Origin of the sequence: Microbacterium esteraromaticum (genome assembly GCF_028747645.1) — a bacterium.
Classification (GTDB): domain Bacteria; phylum Actinomycetota; class Actinomycetes; order Actinomycetales; family Microbacteriaceae; genus Microbacterium; species Microbacterium esteraromaticum_C.
In genome coordinates this window covers 273,561-296,202 of the sequence record NZ_CP118100.1, presented here as the reverse complement: position 1 = coordinate 296,202, position 22,642 = coordinate 273,561, and the positions used below count along the sequence as shown (strand labels likewise).

General features: G+C 69.2%; 17 protein-coding genes. 11 read left to right on the top strand and 6 right to left on the bottom strand.

The window, feature by feature from the left end; all coding sequences use genetic code 11:
• Positions 1-25 precede the first annotated feature (25 nt).
• From PTQ19_RS01375 to PTQ19_RS01350, 6 genes are read left to right on the top strand one after another with little or no spacing between them, the layout of a single operon-like run.
• Positions 26-115 (top strand): potassium-transporting ATPase subunit F, encoded by a 90-nt coding sequence (locus PTQ19_RS01375; RefSeq protein ID WP_224818294.1) that lies wholly within the window; start codon positions 26-28, stop codon positions 113-115.
• Positions 115-1,791: a potassium-transporting ATPase subunit KdpA gene (kdpA, locus tag PTQ19_RS01370; RefSeq protein WP_274368166.1), complete on the top strand. Its 1,677-nt coding sequence runs from the start codon at positions 115-117 to the stop codon at positions 1,789-1,791. Before PTQ19_RS01375 ends, kdpA begins: the two co-directional genes overlap by 1 nt.
• Position 1,792: 1 nt before the next feature.
• Positions 1,793-3,913 (top strand): potassium-transporting ATPase subunit KdpB, encoded by a 2,121-nt coding sequence (gene kdpB, locus PTQ19_RS01365; protein ID WP_274368165.1) that lies wholly within the window; start codon positions 1,793-1,795, stop codon positions 3,911-3,913.
• A 33-nt stretch (positions 3,914-3,946) separates the two neighbouring features.
• Positions 3,947-4,558 (top strand): potassium-transporting ATPase subunit KdpC, encoded by a 612-nt coding sequence (gene kdpC, locus PTQ19_RS01360; protein ID WP_206822733.1) that lies wholly within the window; start codon positions 3,947-3,949, stop codon positions 4,556-4,558.
• Complete coding sequence (locus tag PTQ19_RS01355) at positions 4,555-7,062, top strand: DUF4118 domain-containing protein (protein WP_274368164.1); 2,508 nt, start codon at positions 4,555-4,557, stop codon at positions 7,060-7,062. Before kdpC ends, PTQ19_RS01355 begins: the two co-directional genes overlap by 4 nt.
• Complete coding sequence (locus PTQ19_RS01350) at positions 7,059-7,730, top strand: response regulator (protein ID WP_274368163.1); 672 nt, start codon at positions 7,059-7,061, stop codon at positions 7,728-7,730. Before PTQ19_RS01355 ends, PTQ19_RS01350 begins: the two co-directional genes overlap by 4 nt.
• 3 nt (positions 7,731-7,733) lie before the next feature.
• Here the strand turns inward: PTQ19_RS01350 and PTQ19_RS01345 are convergent, their stop codons facing one another.
• Genes PTQ19_RS01345 through PTQ19_RS01335 form a run of 3 tightly spaced genes read right to left on the bottom strand, consistent with a single transcriptional unit; the run spans position 7,734 to position 12,532 of the window.
• Positions 7,734-9,920: a heavy metal translocating P-type ATPase gene (locus PTQ19_RS01345; RefSeq protein WP_274368162.1), complete on the bottom strand. Its 2,187-nt coding sequence runs from the start codon at positions 9,918-9,920 to the stop codon at positions 7,734-7,736.
• 13 nt (positions 9,921-9,933) lie between these two features.
• Positions 9,934-12,285: a heavy metal translocating P-type ATPase gene (locus tag PTQ19_RS01340; protein WP_274368161.1), complete on the bottom strand. Its 2,352-nt coding sequence runs from the start codon at positions 12,283-12,285 to the stop codon at positions 9,934-9,936.
• 37 nt (positions 12,286-12,322) lie between these two features.
• Positions 12,323-12,532: a heavy-metal-associated domain-containing protein gene (locus PTQ19_RS01335; protein ID WP_179409314.1), complete on the bottom strand. Its 210-nt coding sequence runs from the start codon at positions 12,530-12,532 to the stop codon at positions 12,323-12,325.
• Between the two features lie 247 nt (positions 12,533-12,779).
• On the opposite strand from PTQ19_RS01335, the gene PTQ19_RS01330 reads away from it, so the two are divergent.
• From PTQ19_RS01330 to PTQ19_RS01320, 3 genes are all read left to right on the top strand, one after another.
• The gene (locus PTQ19_RS01330) at positions 12,780-14,090 is read left to right on the top strand and encodes an ABC transporter substrate-binding protein (RefSeq protein WP_274368160.1); all 1,311 of its coding nucleotides are present in this window, start codon (positions 12,780-12,782) and stop codon (positions 14,088-14,090) included.
• Between the two features lie 87 nt (positions 14,091-14,177).
• Positions 14,178-15,161 carry a carbohydrate ABC transporter permease gene (locus PTQ19_RS01325; protein ID WP_274368159.1) on the top strand — a complete coding sequence of 328 codons (984 nt, stop codon included), beginning with the start codon at positions 14,178-14,180 and terminating at the stop codon, positions 15,159-15,161.
• A 2-nt stretch (positions 15,162-15,163) separates the two neighbouring features.
• Positions 15,164-16,072, top strand: coding sequence for a carbohydrate ABC transporter permease (locus tag PTQ19_RS01320; protein ID WP_274368158.1), 909 nt, complete (start codon positions 15,164-15,166; stop codon positions 16,070-16,072).
• A 113-nt stretch (positions 16,073-16,185) separates the two neighbouring features.
• On the opposite strand, the gene PTQ19_RS01315 is transcribed toward PTQ19_RS01320, so the two are convergent.
• Together PTQ19_RS01315 and PTQ19_RS01310 are read right to left on the bottom strand one after the other, a co-directional pair.
• Complete coding sequence (locus PTQ19_RS01315; protein WP_274368157.1) at positions 16,186-17,172, bottom strand: hypothetical protein; 987 nt, start codon at positions 17,170-17,172, stop codon at positions 16,186-16,188.
• A gap of 244 nt (positions 17,173-17,416) precedes the next feature.
• Positions 17,417-19,180, bottom strand: a complete 1,764-nt coding sequence (locus PTQ19_RS01310; protein ID WP_274368156.1) for a glycoside hydrolase family 35 protein — start codon at positions 19,178-19,180, stop codon at positions 17,417-17,419.
• A gap of 88 nt (positions 19,181-19,268) precedes the next feature.
• Here PTQ19_RS01310 and PTQ19_RS01305 point away from each other — a divergent pair, with 88 nt between their 5' ends.
• Entirely contained in the window at positions 19,269-20,294 is a 1,026-nt protein-coding gene (locus PTQ19_RS01305; protein ID WP_206550694.1) for a LacI family DNA-binding transcriptional regulator, read from the top strand.
• 8 nt (positions 20,295-20,302) lie between these two features.
• Here PTQ19_RS01305 and putP read toward each other — a convergent pair whose 3' ends face one another.
• Complete coding sequence (putP, locus tag PTQ19_RS01300) at positions 20,303-21,817, bottom strand: sodium/proline symporter PutP (RefSeq protein WP_179409322.1); 1,515 nt, start codon at positions 21,815-21,817, stop codon at positions 20,303-20,305.
• A gap of 92 nt (positions 21,818-21,909) precedes the next feature.
• Between putP and PTQ19_RS01295 the strand changes: the two genes are divergently transcribed.
• The gene (locus PTQ19_RS01295; protein WP_274368155.1) at positions 21,910-22,575 is read left to right on the top strand and encodes a DNA alkylation repair protein; all 666 of its coding nucleotides are present in this window, start codon (positions 21,910-21,912) and stop codon (positions 22,573-22,575) included.
• Positions 22,576-22,642 lie beyond the last annotated feature (67 nt).

The window sequence follows — 22,642 nt, the reverse complement described above, 5'->3', positions numbered from 1 at the left end:
TCATCGCGAAGGGGGCTGAGCAGCGATGATCATCTTCGAGATCGCGGCCGCCGTGCTCGGTGTCGCCGCGATCGCCTACCTGTTCGTGACGCTCGTGCGACCGGAGAAGTTCTGATGGGCGCCGTGGGACTGGGCGTGCTGCAGGCCGCCACCGTCGTCCTCATGCTGGTGCTGCTGTGCCGCCCGCTGGGTGACTACATCGCCCGCATCTACTCCAGTGCGAAGCATCTGCGCGTCGAACGCGGGCTGTACCGTCTGATCGGGGTCGACGCGGCCTCGGAGCAGACCTGGCGATCGTACGCACGCAGCGTGCTGCTCTTCTCGGCGGCAGGCATGCTGCTGGTCTACTTGCTGCAGCGCACGCAGCACCTGCTGCCCCTGTCGCTCGGTCTGCCGCCTGTGCCCGAGGGGCTCGCGTTCAACACCGCCGCCTCGTTCGTGGCCAACACCAATTGGCAGTCGTACTCGCCCGAGCAGACCATGGGTCACCTCGTGCAGGCCGCCGGGCTCGCCGTGCAGAACTTCCTGTCGGCGGCGGTCGGCATCGCCATCGCCATCACGCTCGTGCGGGGTTTCGCCCGCCACGGCTCGACCACCATCGGCAACTTCTGGGTCGACATGACCCGCGGTCTGCTGCGGCTGCTGCTGCCGATCTCGGTGGTCGGCGCGCTCGTGCTCATCGCCGGCGGTGTGGCCCAGAACCTCGCCGGATTCACCGAGGTGCAGACCCTCAGCGGGGCGACCCAGCAGATCCCGGGCGGCCCGGTGGCCTCTCAGGAGGTCATCAAGCTGCTCGGCACCAACGGCGGTGGCTTCTACAACGCCAACTCGGCGCACCCGTTCGAGAACCCGACGCCGTGGACCAGCCTGTTCGAGATCCTGCTGATCCTCGCGATCCCGTTCTCGCTTCCCCGCGCCTTCGGCCGGATGGTCGGCGACGACCGCCAGGGGTACGCCATCGTGTCGGTGATGGGCGTGCTGTTCCTCGCCTCGACGACGATCCTCTCGATCGTCGAGTACGCCGGCCGCGGACCTGCTCCCGAACTGGCCGGTGCGGCGTTGGAGGGCAAGGAGGTGCGCTTCGGCATCCTCGGTTCCACCCTGTTCGGCAGCGCCTCGACGCTCACCTCGACCGGTGCCGTGAACTCGATGCACGACTCGTACACGGCCCTGGGCGGGATGATGCCGATGCTCAACATGATGCTCGGTGAGGTCGCCCCCGGCGGCGTCGGCTCGGGCCTGTATGGCATGCTCGTGCTCGCCGTGATCACCGTCTTCGTCGGCGGCCTGTTGGTCGGCCGCACCCCCGAGTACGTCGGCAAGCGGATCGGCCCGCGCGAGATGACCCTCGCCAGCCTGTACATCCTCGTCGTTCCCGCGCTCGTGCTGTGCGGCACCGCGCTCAGCTTCGCGATCCCCGCGATCCGCGACGACGTCGTCTCGACCAGCATCCTCAACCCGGGTCCGCACGGGCTCAGCGAGGTGCTGTACGCCTTCACCTCGGCGGCGAACAACAACGGCTCGGCATTCGCAGGGCTCACCGCCAGCACCCCCTGGTTCGCCACCGCACTCGGTGTGGCGATGCTGCTCGGGCGGTTCATCCCGATCGTGCTCGTGCTGGCTCTGGCCGGATCGCTCGCCGCGCAGCGCCCGGTGCCCCAGACCGCCGGCACCCTGCCCACGCACCGGCCGCTGTTCGTCGGGATGCTCTCGACGATCGCCGTCGTCATCACTGCTCTCACGTACTTCCCCGTGCTCACGCTCGGGCCTCTCGCAGAAGGACTGGTCTGACATGACCCTCACGCACCCCCGCCCGGACACCCGGGCATCCGAACCGGCCCCGGCCCCGTCACGGGCATTCAGCGGCGCCCAGCTCGCGGCCGCCGTGCCCGGCGCTCTGCGCCGGCTCAACCCGGCACGCCTGCTGCGCAATCCGGTGATCCTGCTGGTGTGGGCAGGCGCCGCGTTCACCAGCGTGCTCGCCATCGCCGAGCCGCTGCTCGGCGGTGCCGATCCGGACGTCCCGGCGGGCTTCACGTGGGCGATCGCCGGCTGGTTGTGGCTGACCGTGCTGTTCGCCAACCTGTCGGAGGCGGTCGCCGAGGGGCGCGGAAAGGCCCAGGCGGCCAGCCTGCGCAAGACCCGCACCACGACGACCGCACGGCTCGTGCTCGGCTACAACTCGTCCGACCCGCTGGCTGAGCGCACGCCGCTGACCGAGACCGCATCGTCGGCCCTCGCGGTCGGCGACCTGGTGGTTGTCGCGGCCGGTGAGGCGATCCCCGGCGACGGCGACATCGTGGCCGGCATCGCGACGGTCGACGAGTCGGCCATCACCGGCGAGAGCGCCCCGGTGATCCGCGAGTCCGGAGGCGACCGCAGCGCCGTCACCGGCGGCACGCGCGTGCTCTCGGACCGCATCGTGGTGCGCATCACCTCCCGCCCCGGCGAGACGTTCGTCGACCGCATGATCGCCCTCGTCGAGGGAGCGAACCGTCAGCGCACGCCCAACGAGATCGCGTTGAACATCCTGCTGTCGAGCCTGTCGATCGTCTTCGTGGTGGCCGTGCTGGTGCTCAACCCGCTCGCCGCGTACGTCGCGTCGCCCGTCGGCATCCCCGTGCTCATCGCCCTGCTGGTGTGCCTGATCCCCACCACGATCGGTGCGCTGCTGAGCGCGATCGGCATCGCCGGGATGGACCGCCTCGTGCAGCGCAACGTGCTGGCGATGTCGGGGCGCGCCGTCGAAGCCGCCGGCGATGTCTCGACGCTGCTGCTCGACAAGACCGGCACCATCACCTACGGCAACCGCCGCGCCGATGACGTGCGACCGGTCGACGGCGTCGACGCCGACGAGCTGCTGCGCGCCGCCGCGCTGTCCTCGCTCGCCGACCCCACCCCCGAGGGTGCGTCGATCGTCGACCTCGCCGTCACCCGTGGCATCCACGTCGCCTCGCCCGAAGGTGCGGTGACCGTGCCGTTCACCGCCCAGACCCGCATGAGCGGCATCGATCTGCCCGACGGCACCATGATCCGCAAGGGTGCCGGGTCGGCGATTCGCGCCTGGCTCGCGACGCAGGGAGCGGATGCCGGTGATGCCGCCGCCGAGGCGGCCCGCCACGCCGACGAGATCGCGGCGGCCGGCGGTACGCCGCTCGTCGTCGCGGTGAACACGCGCATCCTCGGTGTCGTGCACCTGAAGGACATCGTCAAGGACGGGCTGCGCGAGCGGTTCGACGAACTGCGTGCGATGGGCATCCGCACGGTGATGATCACGGGAGACAACCCGCTCACCGCGGCCGCCATCGCGAAAGAGGCCGGCGTCGACGATGTGCTCGCCGAAGCGACACCCGAAGACAAGCTGGCGCTGATCCGTCGCGAACAGCAGGGCGGACGCATGGTCGCGATGACCGGCGACGGCACCAACGACGCCCCCGCGCTCGCCCAGGCCGACGTCGGCGTCGCGATGAACACCGGCACGTCGGCCGCGAAAGAGGCCGGCAACATGGTCGACCTCGACTCCGACCCGACCAAGCTGATCGACATCGTGCGCATCGGCAAGCAGTTGCTGATCACCCGCGGCGCGCTGACCACGTTCTCGCTCGCGAACGACATCGCGAAGTACTTCGCGATCATCCCCGCCCTGTTCATGACCGCATTCCCCGGCCTGAGCGCCCTGAACATCATGCACCTGCACTCGCCGGCATCCGCCGTGCTCAGCGCCGTGATCTTCAACGCGATCGTCATCGTCTTCTTGATCCCGCTCGCCCTGCGCGGTGTGAAGTACCGTCCGGCGAGCGCGGAGCGGATGCTGCAGCGCAACCTGCTGATCTACGGCCTCGGCGGCGTGATCGCCCCCTTCATCGGCATCAAGCTGATCGACCTGGTCGTCAGCCTGATCCCCGGCTTCTGATCCCCGGCTTCTGAACCTCGCAAAGGAACGACCATGTCGAAGACCCGCACCACCACCCGCACCGCCGGGGTCGCCATCCGCGCCGTCCTCGTGATGACGGCCCTGCTCGGACTCGCCTATCCGCTCGCCATGACGGGCGTCGGCCAGCTCGCCTTCCCGTGGCAGGCGAACGGCTCGGTCGTCGCCCACGACGGCGAACCGGTCGGCAGCGCCCTGCTGGGCCAGACGTTCGCCGACGCGGACGGCAACGCCCTGCCGCAGTACTTCCAGCCCCGACCGTCTGCATCCGACTACGAAGGCGCCTCCTCAGGAGGCAGCAACCTCGGACCTTCGCACCCCGACCTGGTCGCCGCGATCGACGCGGGCCGCCAGCGGATCGCGGCCCGCGAGGGCGTCTCGCCCGATGAGGTGCCCGCGGATGCCGTCACCGCCTCGTCATCGGGACTCGACCCGCACATCAGCCCGCAGTACGCCCTGCTGCAGGTGTCGCGAGTGGCCGCGGAGCGCGGCATGAGCGAAGATGACGTGCGGGCGATCGTCACCGCGCGCATCGAGACGCCGGACCTCGGCTTCATCGGCGCGGAGCGCGTCAACGTGCTCGACCTCAACGTCGCCCTCGATACCGCACAGGAAGAGATCCGATGACCCGAGGGCGTCTGCGAGTACTGCTCGGCGCGGCTCCCGGCGTCGGCAAGACGTACGAGATGCTCGCCGACGCCCATCGGCTTCAGGCAGAGGGGTACGACGTCGTGATCGCCGTCGTCGAGGATCACGGACGCACCGCAACGGCGGCGCAGACCGTGGGTCTCGAACGCGTGCCGCTGCGCACCGTGATGCACCGCGGCGTCACCCTCGGCGAACTCGACCTCGAGGCCGTGATCGCGCGGGCGCCGCAGATCGCCCTGGTCGACGAGCTCGCCCATACCAACGCCCCCGGATCGACGAACGAGAAGCGCTGGCAAGACGTCGAAGCGCTGCTCGATGCCGGGATCGACGTGATCACAACCGTCAACGTGCAGCACATCGAGTCGCTCGGCGGGGTCGTCGAGCAGATCACCGGTATCGCTCAGCAAGAGACGGTGCCCGACGCCGCGGTGCGCGCCGCGGACGACATCGAGGTGGTCGACCTGGCCCCGCAGTCGCTGCGCGACCGCCTCTCGGCCGGGTCGGTGTATCCCGCCGAGCGGGTGGATGCCGCGCTGTCGAACTACTTCCGCCTCGGCAACCTGACCGCGCTACGCGAGCTGGCGCTGCTGTGGCTCGCCGACGAGGTCGACTCGGCACTGCGCCGCTACCGAGACGAGCACGGCATCGCGAGCACCTGGCAGGCGAGAGAGCGCGTCGTCGTCGCCCTCACCGGTGGCCCCGAGGGCGAAACGCTACTGCGCCGCGGTGCGCGAATCGCCGCCCGCTCGGCCGGCGGAGAGCTGCTCGCGGTGCACGTGCTGACGCAGGACGGCCTGCGAGGCAGCCCGCCCGGGGCGCTGTCGGCCCAGCAGCGGCTGGTGTCCGCGCTCGGCGGAAGCTACCACCAGATCGTGGGCGACGACGTGGCCGAATCGCTCGTCGAGTTCGCCCAGACGTCGGATGCCACCCAGCTCGTCATCGGCGTCAGCCGACGCAGCCGCCTGGCCGCCGTGTTCACGGGCCCCGGCATCGGGGCCGAGGTGATCCGCCGCTCGGGCGACATCGATGTGCACATGGTGAGCCACGCCGCTGCTGGCACGCACGCCGCGCTGCCGCGCATCACCGGTGGCCCCCTGGGCTGGCGCCGGCAGGCTCTCGGCCTCGCCATCGCCCTGGTCGGCGGTCCGCTGCTGTCGTGGCTGCTGTACTCGTTCCGCTCCCCCGCATCGATCACCTCGGACGTCCTGGCCTACCAATTGCTCGTCGTGGTCGTGGCGCTGATCGGGGGCATCCGCCCTGCCCTGTTCGCCGCCGTGCTCTCAGGCCTCACCCTCGACTTCCTGTTCGTCGCACCACTCTTCACGGTCACCATCGCCGACCCGCTGCACACACTGGCGCTGGTGATGTACGTCGTAAGCGCCGTACTGGTCAGTATCGTCGTCGATCAGGCCGCCCGCCGCGCCCGCACCGCGCGCCGAGCCTCGGCCGAGGCCGAGCTGCTGGCCGCCGTGGCCAGCAGCGTACTGCGCGGCGACAGCGCCCCCCTGGCGCTGGTCAGCAGAGCACGCGAGGCCTTCGGTTTCAGCGGTGTACGACTGCTCGACCATGACGGGCGCGTGCTCGCGACCGACGGCGAACCGCTGCCCGACACCACCCCCGAGATCGTGCCTGTCGGCGCCGACGCCCTGCTCGAACTGCACGGATCGACCCTCGATGCTCCGGCCCGGCGACTGCTCGACGCGATCGTCGCCCAGCTGGCGGCCGCGATCGAACACACCGACCTGACCGCTACCGCCCGACGCGCCGACGTGCTCGCCGAGACCGACCGCGTGCGCAGCGCCCTGCTCTCGGCCATCAGCCACGACCTGCGCCGCCCCCTCGCGGCGGCCATGGCCGCCGTCGGCGGGCTGCGCGGATCCAGCCGACTCTCCAGTGCCGACCGCGCCGAACTGCTCGAGACCGCCGATGAGAGCCTGGGCACCCTGTCGAAGCTCGTCACCGATCTGCTCGATGCCAGCCGCGTCGAAGCCGGCGTGCTCGCCGTATCACTCACCGACGTCGACGCGGGGGCGGCCGTCGTCAGCGCGCTCGATGAACTCGGCTTCGGCCCCGATGACGTCGAGCTCGGCCTCGATCCCGCTCTGCCCGCGCTGCGCGCCGACCCGGTGCTGCTGCAACGGGTGCTCGTCAATGTGCTCGCCAACGCCCACCGGCACACCCCGCCCGGCAGCCGGGTACTCGTGACGACCAGCCGCCTGGGCGAGACCGCCGAGATCCGCATCGTCGACCGCGGCGAAGGTGTGCCCCTCGAACGGCAGCAGAGCATGTTCGCCCCGTTCCAGCGCGAAGGCGACCACGACAACACCGTCGGCCTCGGCCTCGGGCTGGCCCTGTCGCGCGGGTTCACCGAGGGCATGAGCGGTAGCCTGAGCCCCGAGGACACACCAGGAGGGGGCCTGACGATGGTGATCGCCCTGCCGGTGGCATCCGACACCACACACCCGACCGGTGCCGACGCATGAAGCTGCTGATCGCCGATGACGACCCGCAACTGGTGCGGGCGCTGCGCATCACCCTCGCCGCCCACGGCTACGACGTCGTGGCGGCGCCCGACGGGGCCGCGGCGATCCAGCTCGCAGCACAGGAGCACCCCGACATCGTGCTGCTCGACCTGGGCATGCCGCAACTCGACGGCGTGCAGGTGATCCACGCGCTGCGCGGATGGACGACCGTGCCGATCATCGTCGTGTCGGGCCGCACCGGTTCGGCCGACAAGGTCGACGCCCTCGATGCCGGCGCCGATGACTACGTCACCAAGCCCTTTCAGATCGACGAGCTGCTGGCCCGTCTGCGGGCGCTGTCACGCCGTGCGGGCGCCGGCGCGGGCGAGGCGACCGTGGCGTTCGGCGACGTCGTCGTCGACCTGGCCGCGAAATCCGTCGCACGCGCGGGCGCGCACGTGCACCTCACCCCCACCGAATGGCGGATGCTCGAGCACCTGGTGCGGCACCCCGGCGCCCTGGTGACCCGGCAGGAGCTGCTGCGCGAGCTGTGGGGCACCGAGCAGGCCACCGACACCGGCTACCTGCGCCTGTACATGTCGCAGCTGCGCAAGAAGCTCGAGGCAGACCCGTCGGCGCCCGTACACCTGCTCACCGAACAGGGCAGGGGCTACCGACTCGTGCTCTGACGCTCAGGCATCGCGACCGATGACGGCCTCGGGGCGCAGGTCGAGGCGTCGCAGCGCCTGGGCGTTCAACGCCACCACGATCGTCGACAGGCTCATCAGAATCGCACCCACCGACATCGGCAGCACGAACCCGACCGGCGCCAGCACACCGGCCGCCAACGGCACCGAAATCAGGTTGTACCCCGCCGCCCACCACAGATTCTGCTTCATCTTGCGGTAGCTGGCGCTCGACAGCTCGATCACCGAGATCACCGCACGCGGGTCGTCCGAGGCCAGGATCACCCCGGCCGAGGCGATCGCCACATCGGTGCCCGCGCCGATCGCGATGCCGACATCGGCCTGGGCGAGCGCCGGCGCATCGTTGACGCCGTCGCCGACCATCGCGACCTTCTTGCCCTCACGCTGCAGTTCAGCGACCTTCGCGGCCTTGTCCTCGGGGCGCACCCCGGCGAACACCCGATCGATGCCGAGTTCGCGTCCGACCGCATTCGCCACGGCCTCGGCATCACCGGTGATCATCACCACCTCGACGCCGCGCGCATGCAACGCCTCGACCGCCTGCCGCGACTCCGCCCGGATCTCATCGGCCAGCTTCAGCCCGCCGATCACCTCCCCGTCGCGCACGACGTGCAGAATGATGGCGCCCTCAGAACGCCAGCCATCGGCATCCGCGATCTCTTCCGCACCCACCTCGGTCAGCATGTACGGGCCCCCCACGCGCACCTCGGCGCCGTCGACGGTGGCCGTCACGCCGACGGCCGGCGACGAGCGGAAGCCCGTCGCCGTGGCGACGGTCAGGTCGCGATCGGCGGCGGCGCGCACGATCGCCCTGGCCAGCGGATGCTCACTGTCGGCCTCGGCGGCCGCGGCGAGCGCAAGCACCTCCTCGGCGCTCCAGTCGCCCGCGGGAGCAATCGCCGAGACCGTCGGCTCGCCCTTCGTGAGCGTGCCCGTCTTGTCGAACAGCACCGCGTCGACCGTGCGCATGCTCTCCAGGGCCAAGCGGTCCTTCACCAGCACACCCGCACGGGCCGCCCGCTCGGTCGCGATCGAGACGACCAGCGGAATCGCCAGCCCCAGCGCATGAGGACACGCGATGACCAGCACCGTGATGGTACGCACGACCGCGGCATCCGGATCGCCGACCGCGGTCCACACGACCGCGGTGAGCGCCGCGGCGCCGAGCGCGAACCAGAACAGCCACGCGGCCGCCCGGTCGGCGAGGCGCTGCGCGTGCGAACTCGACGCCTGCGCGTCGGAGACCAGCTTGCGGATGCCCGCGATCGCCGTGTCGTCGCCGATGGCATCCACCTCGACGCGCAACCCCGAGTCGGTGGCCACGGTACCCGCGGTCACGCGTTCGCCGACACCGCGGCCGACCGTGCGCGACTCCCCCGTGAGCATCGACTCGTCCATGCTCGCGCGGCCGTCCACGATCACCCCATCGGCGGGAACACTGCCCCCGGGACGCACGATGACGACATCGCCGACGCGCAGATCGTCGGGACTCACCGTCTCGACACCATCGCCGGCAACGCGCTCCGCCTCATCGGGCAGCAGCGCGGCCAGCGAGTCCAACGCCGACGTCGTCTGCGCGAGCGACCTCATCTCGAGCCAGTGCCCCAGCAGCATGATGACGATCAGCAGCGCGAGCTCCCACCAGAACTCCAGCTCGTGATGCAACAGCCCCAGGCTCGCGCCCCACGAGGCGAGGAAGGCGACCGTGATCGCCAACCCGATCAGCAGCATCATGCCGGGCTTGCGGGCCTTCAGCTCACTGACGGCCCCGGTGAGGAACGGCCGGCCGCCCCACACGTACATCACGGTGCCCAGCACAGGGGCGACCCAGGCCACCCCCGGCAGGTCGGGGATCTCGTAGCCGAGCAGCATGGCGAACATCGGCGAGAGGGCCACCACCGGCACGGCGATCAGCAGGTTGATCCAGAACAGCCTGCGGAACTGGCCGACATGATCGCCGTGGCCCGCGTGGTTGTCGTGGCCGGCGTGATTGCCGTGGGCCGCGTGGTTGGCATCCGCTCCCGTTCGGGAGGAGTTCTCGCCCTCGGGAGGATGCCCGTGCGCGTGACCTCCTCCCGAACCCGGGTTCTCCTCCCGAGCGGATGCCGCGGGCGCATGCCCGCGGTGCGCAGCGTGCTGCTCGTGGCCCTCGTGTGCGTGCGGATCGGTCATGATGCTCCTCCGTCTACTTGATCAGCGAGCGGAAGCGGCGCAGCCGCAGGCTGTTGCCCACCACGAAGACGCTCGAGAACGCCATCGCCGCCCCGGCGAGCATGGGGTTGAGCAGCCCGAGGGCTGCCAGGGGGATCGCGGCCGTGTTGTACGCGAACGCCCAGAACAGGTTGCCCTTGATGGTGCCGAGGGTACGGCGTGAGAGGCGGATCGCGTCGGAGGCCGCGCGCAGGTCTCCCCGCACGAGGGTGATGTCGGATGCCTCGATCGCGACGTCGGTGCCGGTGCCCATGGCCATGCCGAGGTCGGCCTGTGCCAGCGCCGGGGCATCGTTGACTCCGTCGCCGACCATCGCGACGACGCGCCCCTCGGACTGCAGTCGGGTGACGACGTCGACCTTCTCAGCGGGCAGCACCTCGGCGATGACCTCATCGATGCCGACCTGCGCGGCGATGTGCTCTGCGGCGGCGCGGTTGTCGCCGGTGAGCAGCACGGGTCGCAGCCCGAGAGCCTTCAGCGACGCGATGGCCTCGGCGCTGGTGGGCTTGACCTCGTCGGCGACGACGATCATTCCGCGTGCCTCGCCGTCCCAGGCCACGAGCACGGCGGTCTGCCCCGAGGCCTCTGCCGCGGCCTTGCGATCGAGCAGGTCGCTCGATGGCCGGATTGCCCAGTCCTCGAGCAGCGATGCCCGCCCGACGAGCAGCGCGTGCCCTTCGACGACGCCGGTCACGCCGCGCCCCTCGATGTTCTGGAACGACTCGACCGCCGGCAGCGCCCGCGCCCCACCCCACGAGGGGTCAATTTCTGTCGTGTTGAGACCCTCCGACACGACGTTTTCTGACCCCTCGTGGGGGCGGGTCTGGGGAAGGGAGGGGCGGATGCTCGCGGCCTGGGCGATCGCGCGGGCGATGGGGTGCTCACTGGCATCCTCGATCGCACCGGCCAGGCGCAGCAGCTCGCCAGCATCCGTTCCGGCCTCGGGAAACACCTCGACGACGCTCATGCGCCCCTCGGTGACCGTGCCTGTCTTGTCGAGCACGATCGTGTCGACGCGACGCGTCGACTCCAGAATCTCGGGCCCCTTGATGAGAATGCCCAGCTGGGCCCCGCGACCCGTGCCCACCAGCAGCGCGGTCGGCGTCGCCAGACCCAGCGCGCACGGGCACGCGATGATCAGCACCGCGACGGCCGCGGTGAAGGCGGCGGATGCCGGGAAGCCGAGCGCCAACCAGACGCCGAGCGTCGCCACCGCGATCACGATCACGATGGGCACGAAGATGCCCGAGACTCGGTCGGCGAGGCGCTGCACCTCGGCCTTGCCGGTCTGCGCCTCCTCGACCAGCTTCGCCATCTGGGCGAGCTGTGTATCGGCGCCCACGCGGGTCGCGCGCACCACGAGCCGGCCGCCCGCGTTGACCGTGGCACCGGTGACGGTGTCACCCGCGGTCACCTCGACGGGAACGGACTCTCCGGTGATCATCGACTGGTCCACGGCGGATGCCCCCGACACGACGACGCCGTCGGTGGCGATCTTCTCGCCGGGGCGCACGACGAACTCGTCACCCACGTGCAGGTCATCGGTCGAGATGAGCACCTCGACGCCGTCGCGCAGGACCGCGACCTCTTTCGCTCCGAGTTCGAGCAGGGCGCGCAGCGCGGCGCCGGCCCGGCGCTTAGCGCGCTTCTCGAAGTAGCGGCCCGCGAGGATGAACATCGTCACCCCGGCGGCGACTTCGAGATAGATGTTGCCCGCACCGTCGGACGGCTCGATCGTGAAGCTGAACCCGTGCGTCATGCCGGGCATGCCCGCCGTTCCGAAGAACAGCGCGTACAGCGACCAGAGCAGCGCGGCGCTCGTTCCCAGGCTCACCAGGGTGTCCATGGTGGCGGCGCCGTGTCGCAGGTTGATCCACGCGGCGCGATGGAACGGCCAGGCCGCCCACACGACCACCGGCGCGGCGAGCACGAGCGATAGCCACTGCCAGTAGGGGAACTGCAGGGGCGGGATCATCGCCATCAGGATCACCGGCACCGAGAGCACGATCGAGCCGATCAGTCGCTGACGCAGGGTGCGCAACTCGGGGTCGTCGGGTTCACCCTGATCGGATGCTGTCGCTCCGACGGCATCCGGAGCCGGCGGCGCCGGCAGCGTGGCGGTGTACCCGGCGTTCTCGACCTCGGTGATCAGCCGCGCCGTGTCGAGGTCGCCGTCGACGGTCACCTGCGCCTTCTCGGTGGCGTAGTTGACCGTCGCGGTGACGCCGTCGATCCTGTTGAGCTTCTTCTCGATGCGCATCGCGCACGAGGCGCAGGTCATCCCGCCGATCTCGAGATCGATGCTGCTCTGCGCTGGGGTGGTCATGATGCTCCTGACGGTGGGGGTGGGCGGATGCTGCGGGTCAGGCCGAGACGGCCCGGTAGCCCGCTTCGTCGACGGCGGCGATGACGGCGGCTTCGTCGACGGGGGCCGCGGAGGTGACGACGAGGCGACCGGTGGTGTGGCTGACGTCGACGCTGTCGATGCCGGCGACCTGGGTGACTTCCTCGCGCACGGACATCTCGCAGTGGCCGCAGGTCATCCCGGTGATCTGGAACTCGGTGGTGGTCATGTTCTCTCCTTCGATTCGAGTACCCCCTGGGGGTACCTCCACCACGGTACTACAAGATACCCCCCTGGGGTATTCCCCAACTCAAGATCCCTGCATGGGAGCGTTGCCTAAAAAGTTCTGATACGTAGCGTTTCTCCCATACATCTCGTTTTGTGAGCGCAAACACTCTGATGTTTAATGGCCACGGAGATCCCCGCGCGCGGGCGCATCCACCCCTACCCCTACGCACTCACCGGAGAGCACAGCCATGGCATCCACCCCTCGCATCACTCGCACCGCCGCCGTCGTCACGGTCGGCGCCCTGTCGGCCTTCGGCCTGGCCGCGTGCAGCAGCGAATCCGGCGGCGCATCCGCCGGCGACGAGCCCATCACGATCGAGTACATGCACCGCCTGCCCGACGGCGAGGGCATGACGTCCGTCAACGAGATCGTCCAGCGCTGGAACGACGAGAACCCGAACATCCAGGTCAAGACGACGAAGTTCGACGGCGCCGCGACCGACATGATCCTCAAGCTCGAGACCGACGTCAAGGCCGGGAACGCCGCCTGCCTGGCGCAGACCGGGTACTCCGAGGTGCCGCAGCTGTTCGTCAAGGGCCTGCTCGAAGACGTCGCCGATGAGGCGACCACGTACGAGGACAACTACTCGGCAGGAGCCTTCAGCGGCATGCGCGTCGGCGACGCCATCGTCGGCCTTCCGCAGGACGTAGGCCCCCTGGTCTACTTCTACGACGAGGCCGCCTTCGCCGAGCTCGGTCTCGACGTGCCGACCACCGTCGACGAGCTCACCGCCGGTTCGGCAACGGCAGCGGCGGCCGGCAAGTACGCCACCGCCTTCACCCCCGATGAGGCCCACAACTGGCTCGCCGCGCAGTCGGCCGCGGCCGGCGACACCTGGTTCGGCACCGAGGGCGACGCGTGGACCGTCAACGCCCAGGGTGCCGGCTCCGAGACGGTCGCCGCCTTCTGGCAGGACCTCCTCGACAACGACCAGACCCTGGCCACCGAGCGCTGGGGCGAAGCCTTCACCGCTGCCCTGAACGACGGCACGCTGATCGGCCACATCGGCGCGGCCTGGGAGGCCGGCTTCCTGCTCGACTCGCTCGACGGCACCGACGCCGAAGGCACCTGGCGCGTCGCACAGCTGCCCGACTTCGGCGCCGGAGCGCTCAGCGGCCCCGACGGCGGCTCGGGCGTCGCCGTGCTGAAGGGCTGCGAGTACCCGGCCGAGGCCATGCAGTTCAACGACTGGTTCAACACCCAGATCGATGACCTCGCCTCGCAGGGCCTGGTGGTCGCCGCCCAGGGCGAGGTGAAGACGCCTGAGAAGATGCTCCGCCAGTTCGGTGGTCAGGACGTCATGGCCGAGCTCGCCACCGCCACGGCCAACATGAACCCGGACTTCCCGTACGCCCCCGGCTTCTCGACGCTGTCGAAGATGAACGAGACGGCCGCCGCGGCAGCCACGGGCGGCGCTCAGGTCGCCGACATCTTCGCCACCGCTCAGGACAGCGCCGTGACCGCGCTGACCGACCTCGGCCTTCCGGTCGCCGACTGATCGCGGATCGCAACAACACATGATGCCGACGGCGGAGGGCACCCCGGGCCCTCCGCCGTCGCTGTGAGTAGTAAGGACGCACTAGCCGTGACCGTTACCCTCAGTGCTACGCGCAACGCCGGGCCGCAGCCCGGCGGAGACCCGGATACCCTCCATCCGCGCAGACGACGAGGCAAGGGCATCCGTCGTGAAGGACTCACGGGCTGGCTGTTCCTGCTGCCCTTCGCGATCCTGTTCGCGGTCGTCTTCCTCGTGCCGATCATCGTCTCGATCCGCTCGGCGTTCTACAGCCAGATGCCCGCCGGCGGCGGGCTCTACGGCGGCGGCGAACTGGTCGACACCTTCGTCGGCTTCGACAACTTCGCCCTTGCCATCGGCAACAGCGCCTTCTGGATCGGTATGGGTCGCGTCGTGCTCTACGCGGCGTTCCAGATCCCGGTGATGATCATCGTGGCGCTGGCCCTGGCGCTGCTGCTGGACTCGTTCATCGTGCGACGACCGGCGCTGTTCCGGCTGTCGTTCTTCCTGCCCTACGCCGTGCCGGGCGTGATCGCCGCGATGATCTGGCTGTACCTGTACACGCCAGAGGTGTCGCCGTTCATGGACTACCTGCCCGCCGGCACCGACTTCATGGCGCCGAGCACGATCCTGCTGTCGATGGCGAATATGACCACGTGGACGTACACCGGCTACAACATGCTGATCTTCCTGTCGGCGCTCCAGGCGATCCCGCGCGACCTGTATGAGGCCGCCCGGCTCGACGGCGCCACCGGCTTTCAGATCGCCACGCGCATCAAGGTGCCGATGGTGCGCGGTGCCGCGCTGCTGGCCGTGCTGCTATCGATCATCGGCACGATCCAGCTCTTCAACGAACCGGTGATCATGGAGGGCGCCAACTCGTGGATGGGCAAGGACTTCACGCCCATGATGCTCACCTACAACTCGATGATGGGTGAGATCTCACCCTCGGGCAGCGGCCCCGCCTCGGCCTACTCCCTGCTGATGGCCGTCATCGCCGGTGCGCTCGCAATCGTCTACGCGCTGCTGCAGCGCCGTAAGGGAGATGCATGATCATGGCATCCACGACTCTCACAACCGTTCCCCGTCGCGCAGGCAAGCCCCGCGGCGCCGATGAGCCGCCCCGTTCGATCGCGCCGACGCCGCTGGCCCGCACGCTCGGCGTCATCGTCCTCGTCGTGGCGATGCTGTACTTCCTGGTACCGGTGTTCTGGCTGATCGTCGCCTCCACCAAGGACAACGCCGACCTCACCTCGTCGTTCGGGTTCTGGTTCGCCGACTGGAACCTGCACACCAACTACGACAGCCTCATGGGCTGGACCCAGGGCCTGTTCTGGCGCTGGGTGGCCAACTCGATCCTGTACTCGGTCAGCGCCGGCGTGATCGGCACGCTGTTCGCCGTGATGGCCGGCTACGCGATCGCGAAGTTCGCGTTCCCTGGCAAGAAGATCGCGGTCGGCGTCATCATGGCCGGCCTGCTGCTGCCGGTGGCGCTGCTCACCGTGCCGCTGTACATCGAGTTCAGTGCGCTCGGGTTGACCAACACGATCTGGGCGATCATCATCCCGTCGGCCGTCTCGCCGTTCGGGGTCTTCCTGGGCATGGTGTTCGCGCAGTCGTCGGTTCCGACCGAGCTGCTCGAAGCCGCCCGGATCGACGGAGCCAGCGAGGCGCGCATCTTCTTCACGATCGTGCTGCGTCTGCTGAGCCCGGCCATGGTGACGATCTTCCTGTTCATCTTCGTGGCCACGTGGAACAACTTCCTGCTGCCGCTGATGATGGTCTCGAGCCCCGAGCTCAAGCCCGTCACGCTGGGCCTGTACGGCATGATGAGCTACTTCTCGCCTGACAAGGGCGCGGTCATGCTCGGCGCGCTGCTCGGGGTCATCCCGCTGGTGATCCTGTTCTTCACGTTGCAGCGCTACTGGCGCAGCGGCCTGGCCGCCGGCGCCGTGAAGGGCTGACCCCCGCCCGCGCGCCCGCCCCGCTCGTCGCGCTCGTCGCGCCCACCGCTGAGAAACCACTTCCCGTCTGAGAAATCACGCGGGAGGTGGTTTTTCGTACGGGAAGTGATTTCTCAGCGAGAGGCTCGGACCGTGCGTGGGGAGTATGACGCGAGAGTCGCCAGGAACGTGGAGTGGGGAGCGTACGTACGTCGGATGCCGGCGGCGCGCAGCGCCCGAACGAGAGGATCCACCCGCCACGCCTCGGCCAGATCCCACCGAGCGAACGGATGCCCGTAGCGCCGCAGCCTGTCCTCCCGGCGCTTCTCATCAGCAAGGCGCTGCGCCGCGGCATCCGGATCTGCCAGCGCGTACTTCTCCCACCCGTCGACCTCGCCGATGGCATCCGATTCGGGAAAGTGGAAGTCGACCCGATCGCGGTGCCCCTCGTACCGGAACGTGCGCTGCAGCACTGGCCGCGGAAAGCCGACCCACTCGATCACCGCCCGGCTGACGCTCTCGGCCGGCGATTCGGCGGCCCCGTCGGCGAACTCCCAGAGCCACCGCAGGTGCACGCGCCCGCGGCGGGCGCGCTGGGACGCCGCCCGCGCCGACAGTTCGGGCAGAGCCTGCGAGCCGCCCTGCACGGAAGAGATCGACGCGTCGACCACGGCGAGGGCCTGGGCGGGCGGCAGCACGCGGGCGAGATCGACGACGGTGTCGATCATCGTCGTCACGAGGATGCCATCGACCGACGTCACTGCGCGAGGATCGTCGCTGGTGTGCACGGCAACGTCGCCGAAGCGCCGGGATGCCGCGCGATCCGGATCGTAGACATGGATGTCGCGGGCTTCGCCGAACGTCGGCAAGCCGAGCACGACCGCCGCGGATTCGAGGCAGAGCACCGCCGACGGATGCCGCCGGGCGAACGCCAGCACCCGCACGGCGTACCGCTCCCAGGGCTTCAGCGCATCATAGGCGGCGCCATCGACATACACGCCCTTGCGGATGCGGCGGTGCGTCGCCCGCGAGACGGATTGCCCGAGCATCCGCGCTTCTTCGATGAGGAGCAGCGGCAACGGTGAAACGGTGACGGCACGGTCGACGAGTTGGAACGGCATCCGACGATGATGGCGGGTCACGGGCATCCGAAACCCGCCTGTGGAAAGTTCGCGTCCCTCTCCCCCACCCCCTGTGGACAACTCCCTCCCCACCTCGCCCTGCCCCCTACCCGTGAGAAACCACTTCCCGTCTGAGAAACCACGTGTGGCGTGGTTTCTCGAACGGGAAGTGGTTTCTCAGCGGAGAAGCGGCGCGAAGCGGCGCGGCGCGGCAGCGTCGCGAGAGCGGCAGCGGCGCGGCGCGTCAGCTGCCGATGAACTCCTCGACGGGGCCGAAAGCGGGCTGTTCGCGGATCTCGACGGTGGCGCCGAGGCGGTCGGTGTCGAGCACGACGACCTCGTTGGTGCCCGCGTGCCAGAGGGGTGCCGGGGCGTACAGGGTCTCCTGAGGGCCCCGCTCCCAGTAGCGGCCGAGCAGGAAGCCGTTCAGCCACACCATGCCCTTGGCCCCGCCGGGGAACGCGAGCCACGCATCGGCGACATCGGTCACGTCGAAGGTGGCTGCAGCGAGGCCGGCGGCATCGGCCGCACCGCCAGCATCCGCACCCGCACCCGACGGCACGGCGTCGCCGAGCACCCGGTGGTCCCAGCCGTGCACGTAGCGGCGGCCGTTGATGACGACGCCCTGCAGAATGCCCTTGGCCTCGCCCGTGAACGGGCCGTAGTTGATGCGTCCCAGGCTCTCGACGATGATCGTCAGGCGTCCGCTGCCGCCGTCTGCGGGCAGCGCAAGGGTGTGCTCACCGTCGTGCTCGAACGTGCCCAGGCGCACGTCGTCGAGGTAGAGCGTGGCGCGGTCGCGCAGCCCGAGAATGCCGACGGTCGCGCCCTCGGGGTAGGTGATGTCGGCCTCGTAGACGACGAGCCCGTCTTCGGCGCCGAGCGCCTCGAACGTCAGCGGCACCGGTGCGTGCGCCGTCACCGGCACGGCGCGGACGATGTCGAGCAGCGGCGCCTGCGTCGCCAGGGGTGCGGATGCCGCAGACTGGCGCCGTGGTGCGTCGGGCACCGCGGGCAGTTCGCCGTCGTGGAACGGGGCGAAGGCGGCGCGCAGCGCGTGGAACTTGTCGTTCAGCGTGCCGTCTTCACCGATCGGAGCATCGGAGTCGTAGCTGGTGACGGTCGGCTGGATGAGGCCGTCGTGGTTCGCGCCGGCCCACAGCCCGAAGTTGGTGCCGCCGTGCGCCATGTACATGCTGACCGATCCGCCGGCCTGCAGAAGCTCGTCGACGGTGGCGATCATGCTGTCTGCCGAGCGCACGTGGTGCTGCTCGCCCCAGTGGTCGAACCAGCCGCCCCACAGCTCGCTGCACATCAGGTGCTCGTCGTCGCGGCGCAGCTCGACGGCGGCCGGCACGCCGGTGCCGAAGGTGAACGTGCCCATGGCGCCCGGCGTGCTGCCGTTGCGCACCATGTCGGCGGTGGTGCCGTCGGCCGTGGTGAGCAGTTCGACCATGCCGCGCCGGGTGAGCGCGTCGCGCAGGTGCGCCATGTAGTCGGCGTCACTGCCGTAGGAGCCGTACTCGTTCTCGACCTGAATCAGGCGGATGGGCCCGCCGTGGGCGGCCTGCAACGGCACAAGCTGCGGGATCAGCTGGTCGTACCAGGCATCGACCGCGGCGAGGAACTCGGGGTCGATCGTGCGCAGGGCGCGGGTGCGTCCCGAGAGCCAGAACGGGATGCCGCCGTTCGACCATTCGGCGCAGATGTAGGGGCTGGGGCGCACGAAGACGTCCAGGCCGACGTCGCCGGCGATGCGGATGAAGCGGGCGACGTCGCGCCAGCCCGAGAAGTCGTATTCGCCCTCGACGCGCTCGTGGAAGTTCCAGGCGATGTAGGTGTCGACGGTGTTCGCGCCCATCGCAGCCAACCGGCGCAGGCGGTCTTCCCACTGATCCGGGTGCACACGGAAGTAGTGCACCGCGCCGGACAGGATGCGGTGCGGCTTGCCGTCGCGCAGGATCTCGCCGTCGCGCCAGACGAGCGACGGGGATACGGAGGTGGACATGAATCTCCCTTGAAGACGATGTTTGCGCTCTCATTGTGGCATCCACCGGGGGAACCGGCCAATCCTGAACGGTCGCTAGCATGAGCACATGTCTCCGCGTCACCCATCCGAAGATCGCGCACCCAACCAGGTCGACGTCGCCCGCATGGCCGGGGTCTCGACGCAGACCGTCTCGCGGGTGATGTCCGGGCAGCAGAACGTGCGCCCCGAGACCGCCCGACGCGTGCTCGCCGCCGTCGAAGAGCTCGGCTATCGGGTGCATGCGGCCGCGGCATCACTGGCATCCGGCCGGTCCCGCATCCTGGGCGTCATCGTCGTATCGACCGACCGCTACTCGACCGCCGCGGTCGGCGTCGGCATCGAGCAGGCCGCCGCCGCCCATCGGTACACCGTGACCACCGCCTCCGTCGCCGATCACGCCTCGCCCGAGGCGTTCATCGAGGCGTTCGACCGCCTCGAACGGCAGGGCGCCGAAGGTATCGTCCTCGGCGTCCCCGTCGAACTCGACAGCCCGGCGATGCGACTGCGCACCGACCGGACCCCGTCGACGCGCAACGAGCGCGCCTCGGTCGATCCGGATGCACCTCTGCTGCTCGACCAGCATGCGATCGCGCGCCTCGCCGTCGAGCACCTGCTCGATCTCGGCCACAAGACCGTCTGGCACGTACCCGGTGACGAGTACTGGCTCGAGACGCAGCAGCGCCAAGAGGCGTGGGAACAGGTGCTCACCGAGCGCGGCATCACTCCGCCACCGGTCATCGCCGGTGACTGGACGCCGGAGTCGGGTTACCGCGCCGGGCGCATCATCGCCTCGATCCCCGACGCCACAGCAGTGTTCGTCTCGAGCGATGAGATGGCGTTCGGGCTGATCCGCGCCTTGCACGAGGCGGGGCGCAGCGTGCCCGAGGACGTCTCGGTGGTCAGCGTCGACGACATCGCGCTGGCCGGCTTCGCGTCACCAGCCCTGACCACGGTCCGCCAGCCCTTCGAGCAGATGGGGCGTGCGGCGGCGCTGCGACTCATCTCGCAGCTGGAAGGCACGGACGTGACGGATGCCGTCGACGTACGACCGGAACTGGTCGTACGCGCGTCGACGGCTCCGCCACGCCCGTAGCATCCGACTCAGGGCATGTCGCCGACCGCGTGCGGACGCGGCAGCGTGAGCATCGTCCCGGTGTCGGTGAACTCCTTCTCGATCTCGTCGTTCTTGCGGTAGGTGAGCAGGCTCACCACGACCGCCACAACGAGGGCGAGCACGAATGCCGGCAGCAACTCGTAGAGGCCGGTGTCAAGCGCCTTCCAGATGAACACCGTCGCGGCTCCCACGAACATGCCCGCCAGGGCACCCCAGTTGGTCAGGCGGCGCCAGAACAGGCTGAGCAGGATCAGCGGACCGAACGCGGCACCGAATCCGGCCCACGCGAACGAGACCAGCTCGAGGATCGTGTCGTTCGGGGTGAACGCGAGCAGCATGGCGATCAGGCCGATCACCAGCACGGTCGCACGTCCCATCAGCACGAGCGTCTTCGGCTTCGGCGCGTCCTTGCGGACAACCTTGAACAGGTCCTCGACCAGCGCCGACGACGACACGATCAGCTGGCTGGAGATCGTGCTCATGATCGCGGCCAGCACGGCGGCCAGCACGAGACCCGCGATGAACGGGTGCAGCAGCGTCTGCGACATCACCAGCACGACTGTCTCGGGGTCGGCGAGGTCGATGCCCTTGGCTGCCATGTAGGCGATACCGACCAGGCCCGAGATGATCGCGCCGAAGAGCGAGATCACCATCCACGACATGCCGATGCGGCGGGCGCTCTTGGCCTCCTGCGGCGAACGCAGAGCCATGAACCGCACGATGATGTGCGGCTGCCCGAAGTACCCCAGGCCCCAGGCGAGCGACGACACGATCGCCAGGATCGTGGCGCCGGTGATGGCCGTGCCACCGAACCACGAGAGGTGTCCGTCGCCGGTGTTCGCCGCGATCAGGCTGGTGGTCTCGTCGATACCGCCGATGGCGATGACCGCCGCGATCGGCACGACAATCAGCGCGATGATCATCATCACGCCCTGCACGACGTCGGTGAACGAGGCCCCCAGGAACCCGCCGAAGAGGGTGTACAGCAGGGTGATCACACCGATCAGCACCACGCCGAACAGGTACTCACCGCCGAACGAGCTCTCGAAGAACACGCCCGCGGCGACCATACCGGCCGAGATGTACAGGGTGAAGAACACCAGGATGACGATGCCCGAGAGAATACGCAGCAGGCGCGTGTTGTCGCGCAGGCGGTTCTCGAAGAAGCTCGGCACGGTGATCGAGTTGCGCGAGACCTCGGTGTAGGCGCGCAGTCGCGGGGCGACCAGCAGCCAGTTGAGGTACGCACCGATCGTCAGACCGATGGCGATCCACGCTTCGATCAGGCCCGTCAGGTAGATCGCGCCGGGCAGACCCATGACGAGCCAGCCCGACATGTCGGAGGCACCGGCGCTGAGTGCCGCGACCCACGGCGGCAGATTCCTCCCGCCGAGCATGTAGTCCTCGTGGTCATCGGTTCGCCGATAGGCGATGTAGCCGATGAAGAGCATTGCCGCGAAGTAGAGAGCGAGCGCAGCATAGGTGAAGATCTGGTCGGACATCGACGTCCCTCCTGCGGTGGCGGTCACCGCGGTCTTGCCGATTCTAGAAAACCGGGGCCACTTCTGCCAACAGCACGCCTACCATGATGAGCATGTCGACCATGACTGCAACTGATGCCTTGGCAGAAATCGCTGCACTCGAAGACCCCACTGCGCGTGCCGTCAATGAGCGGCACGGCGACGCCCACGGGGTGAATCTGGCCAAACTGCGAGCACTGGCCAAGCGGGTGGGCATGGACACCGATCTGGCGCGCGAACTGTGGGCGAGTGACGACGTCGCGGGGCAGCTGCTCGGCGTGCTGATCAGCAAGCCACGCGAGCTGTCTGTCGCCGAAGTGGACGGCATGCTGCGCAGCACGCGTTCGGCAAAGGCGCACGACTGGCTGGTCAACTACATCGCCAAGAAGTCACCCCACGCCGAAGCGTTGCGGGAGCGGTGGTTCGACGACGCGGATGCCGATGCGCGCGCCGCAGCCTGGTCGCTCACCACGGCGCGCGTGGTCAAGAAACCGGAGGGACTCGACCTGGACGCGCTGCTCGACCGCATCGAGCGCGAGCTGAAGGATGCTCCGTCGCGCGAGCAATGGGCGATGAACGAGACCCTCGCGCAGATCGGCATCCAGCATCCGACGCACCGCGAGCGCGCCCTCGAGATCGGCAACCGCCTGCAGGTGCTCGCCGACTACCCGACCCCGCCGAACTGCACCTCGCCATTCGCTCCGGCCTGGATCGCCGAGATGGTGCGACGCCAGGGCTGAGCCCGGGCATCCGCTCCCACCTCCCGAGAACAGGACAAATCCCGAAAACAGGACGGATGCCACAGAT

Bases quoted from the DNA above. Each gene is read 5' to 3' on its own strand.
- PTQ19_RS01305 (WP_206550694.1), top strand. From the start codon at position 19,269: ATGTCTCCGCGTCACCCATCCGAAGATCGCGCACCCAACCAGGTCGAC.
- PTQ19_RS01375 (WP_224818294.1), top strand. From the start codon at position 26: ATGATCATCTTCGAGATCGCGGCCGCCGTGCTCGGTGTCGCCGCGATC.
- PTQ19_RS01355 (WP_274368164.1), top strand. From the start codon at position 4,555: ATGACCCGAGGGCGTCTGCGAGTACTGCTCGGCGCGGCTCCCGGCGTC.
- kdpC (WP_206822733.1), top strand. From the start codon at position 3,947: ATGTCGAAGACCCGCACCACCACCCGCACCGCCGGGGTCGCCATCCGC.
- PTQ19_RS01345 (WP_274368162.1), bottom strand. From the start codon at position 9,920: ATGACCGATCCGCACGCACACGAGGGCCACGAGCAGCACGCTGCGCAC.
- PTQ19_RS01330 (WP_274368160.1), top strand. From the start codon at position 12,780: ATGGCATCCACCCCTCGCATCACTCGCACCGCCGCCGTCGTCACGGTC.
- PTQ19_RS01320 (WP_274368158.1), top strand. From the start codon at position 15,164: ATGGCATCCACGACTCTCACAACCGTTCCCCGTCGCGCAGGCAAGCCC.
- kdpB (WP_274368165.1), top strand. From the start codon at position 1,793: ATGACCCTCACGCACCCCCGCCCGGACACCCGGGCATCCGAACCGGCC.
- PTQ19_RS01340 (WP_274368161.1), bottom strand. From the start codon at position 12,285: ATGACCACCCCAGCGCAGAGCAGCATCGATCTCGAGATCGGCGGGATG.
- PTQ19_RS01335 (WP_179409314.1), bottom strand. From the start codon at position 12,532: ATGACCACCACCGAGTTCCAGATCACCGGGATGACCTGCGGCCACTGC.
- PTQ19_RS01350 (WP_274368163.1), top strand. From the start codon at position 7,059: ATGAAGCTGCTGATCGCCGATGACGACCCGCAACTGGTGCGGGCGCTG.
- PTQ19_RS01310 (WP_274368156.1), bottom strand. From the start codon at position 19,180: ATGTCCACCTCCGTATCCCCGTCGCTCGTCTGGCGCGACGGCGAGATC.
- putP (WP_179409322.1), bottom strand. From the start codon at position 21,817: ATGTCCGACCAGATCTTCACCTATGCTGCGCTCGCTCTCTACTTCGCG.
- PTQ19_RS01315 (WP_274368157.1), bottom strand. From the start codon at position 17,172: ATGCCGTTCCAACTCGTCGACCGTGCCGTCACCGTTTCACCGTTGCCG.
- PTQ19_RS01295 (WP_274368155.1), top strand. From the start codon at position 21,910: ATGTCGACCATGACTGCAACTGATGCCTTGGCAGAAATCGCTGCACTC.
- kdpA (WP_274368166.1), top strand. From the start codon at position 115: ATGGGCGCCGTGGGACTGGGCGTGCTGCAGGCCGCCACCGTCGTCCTC.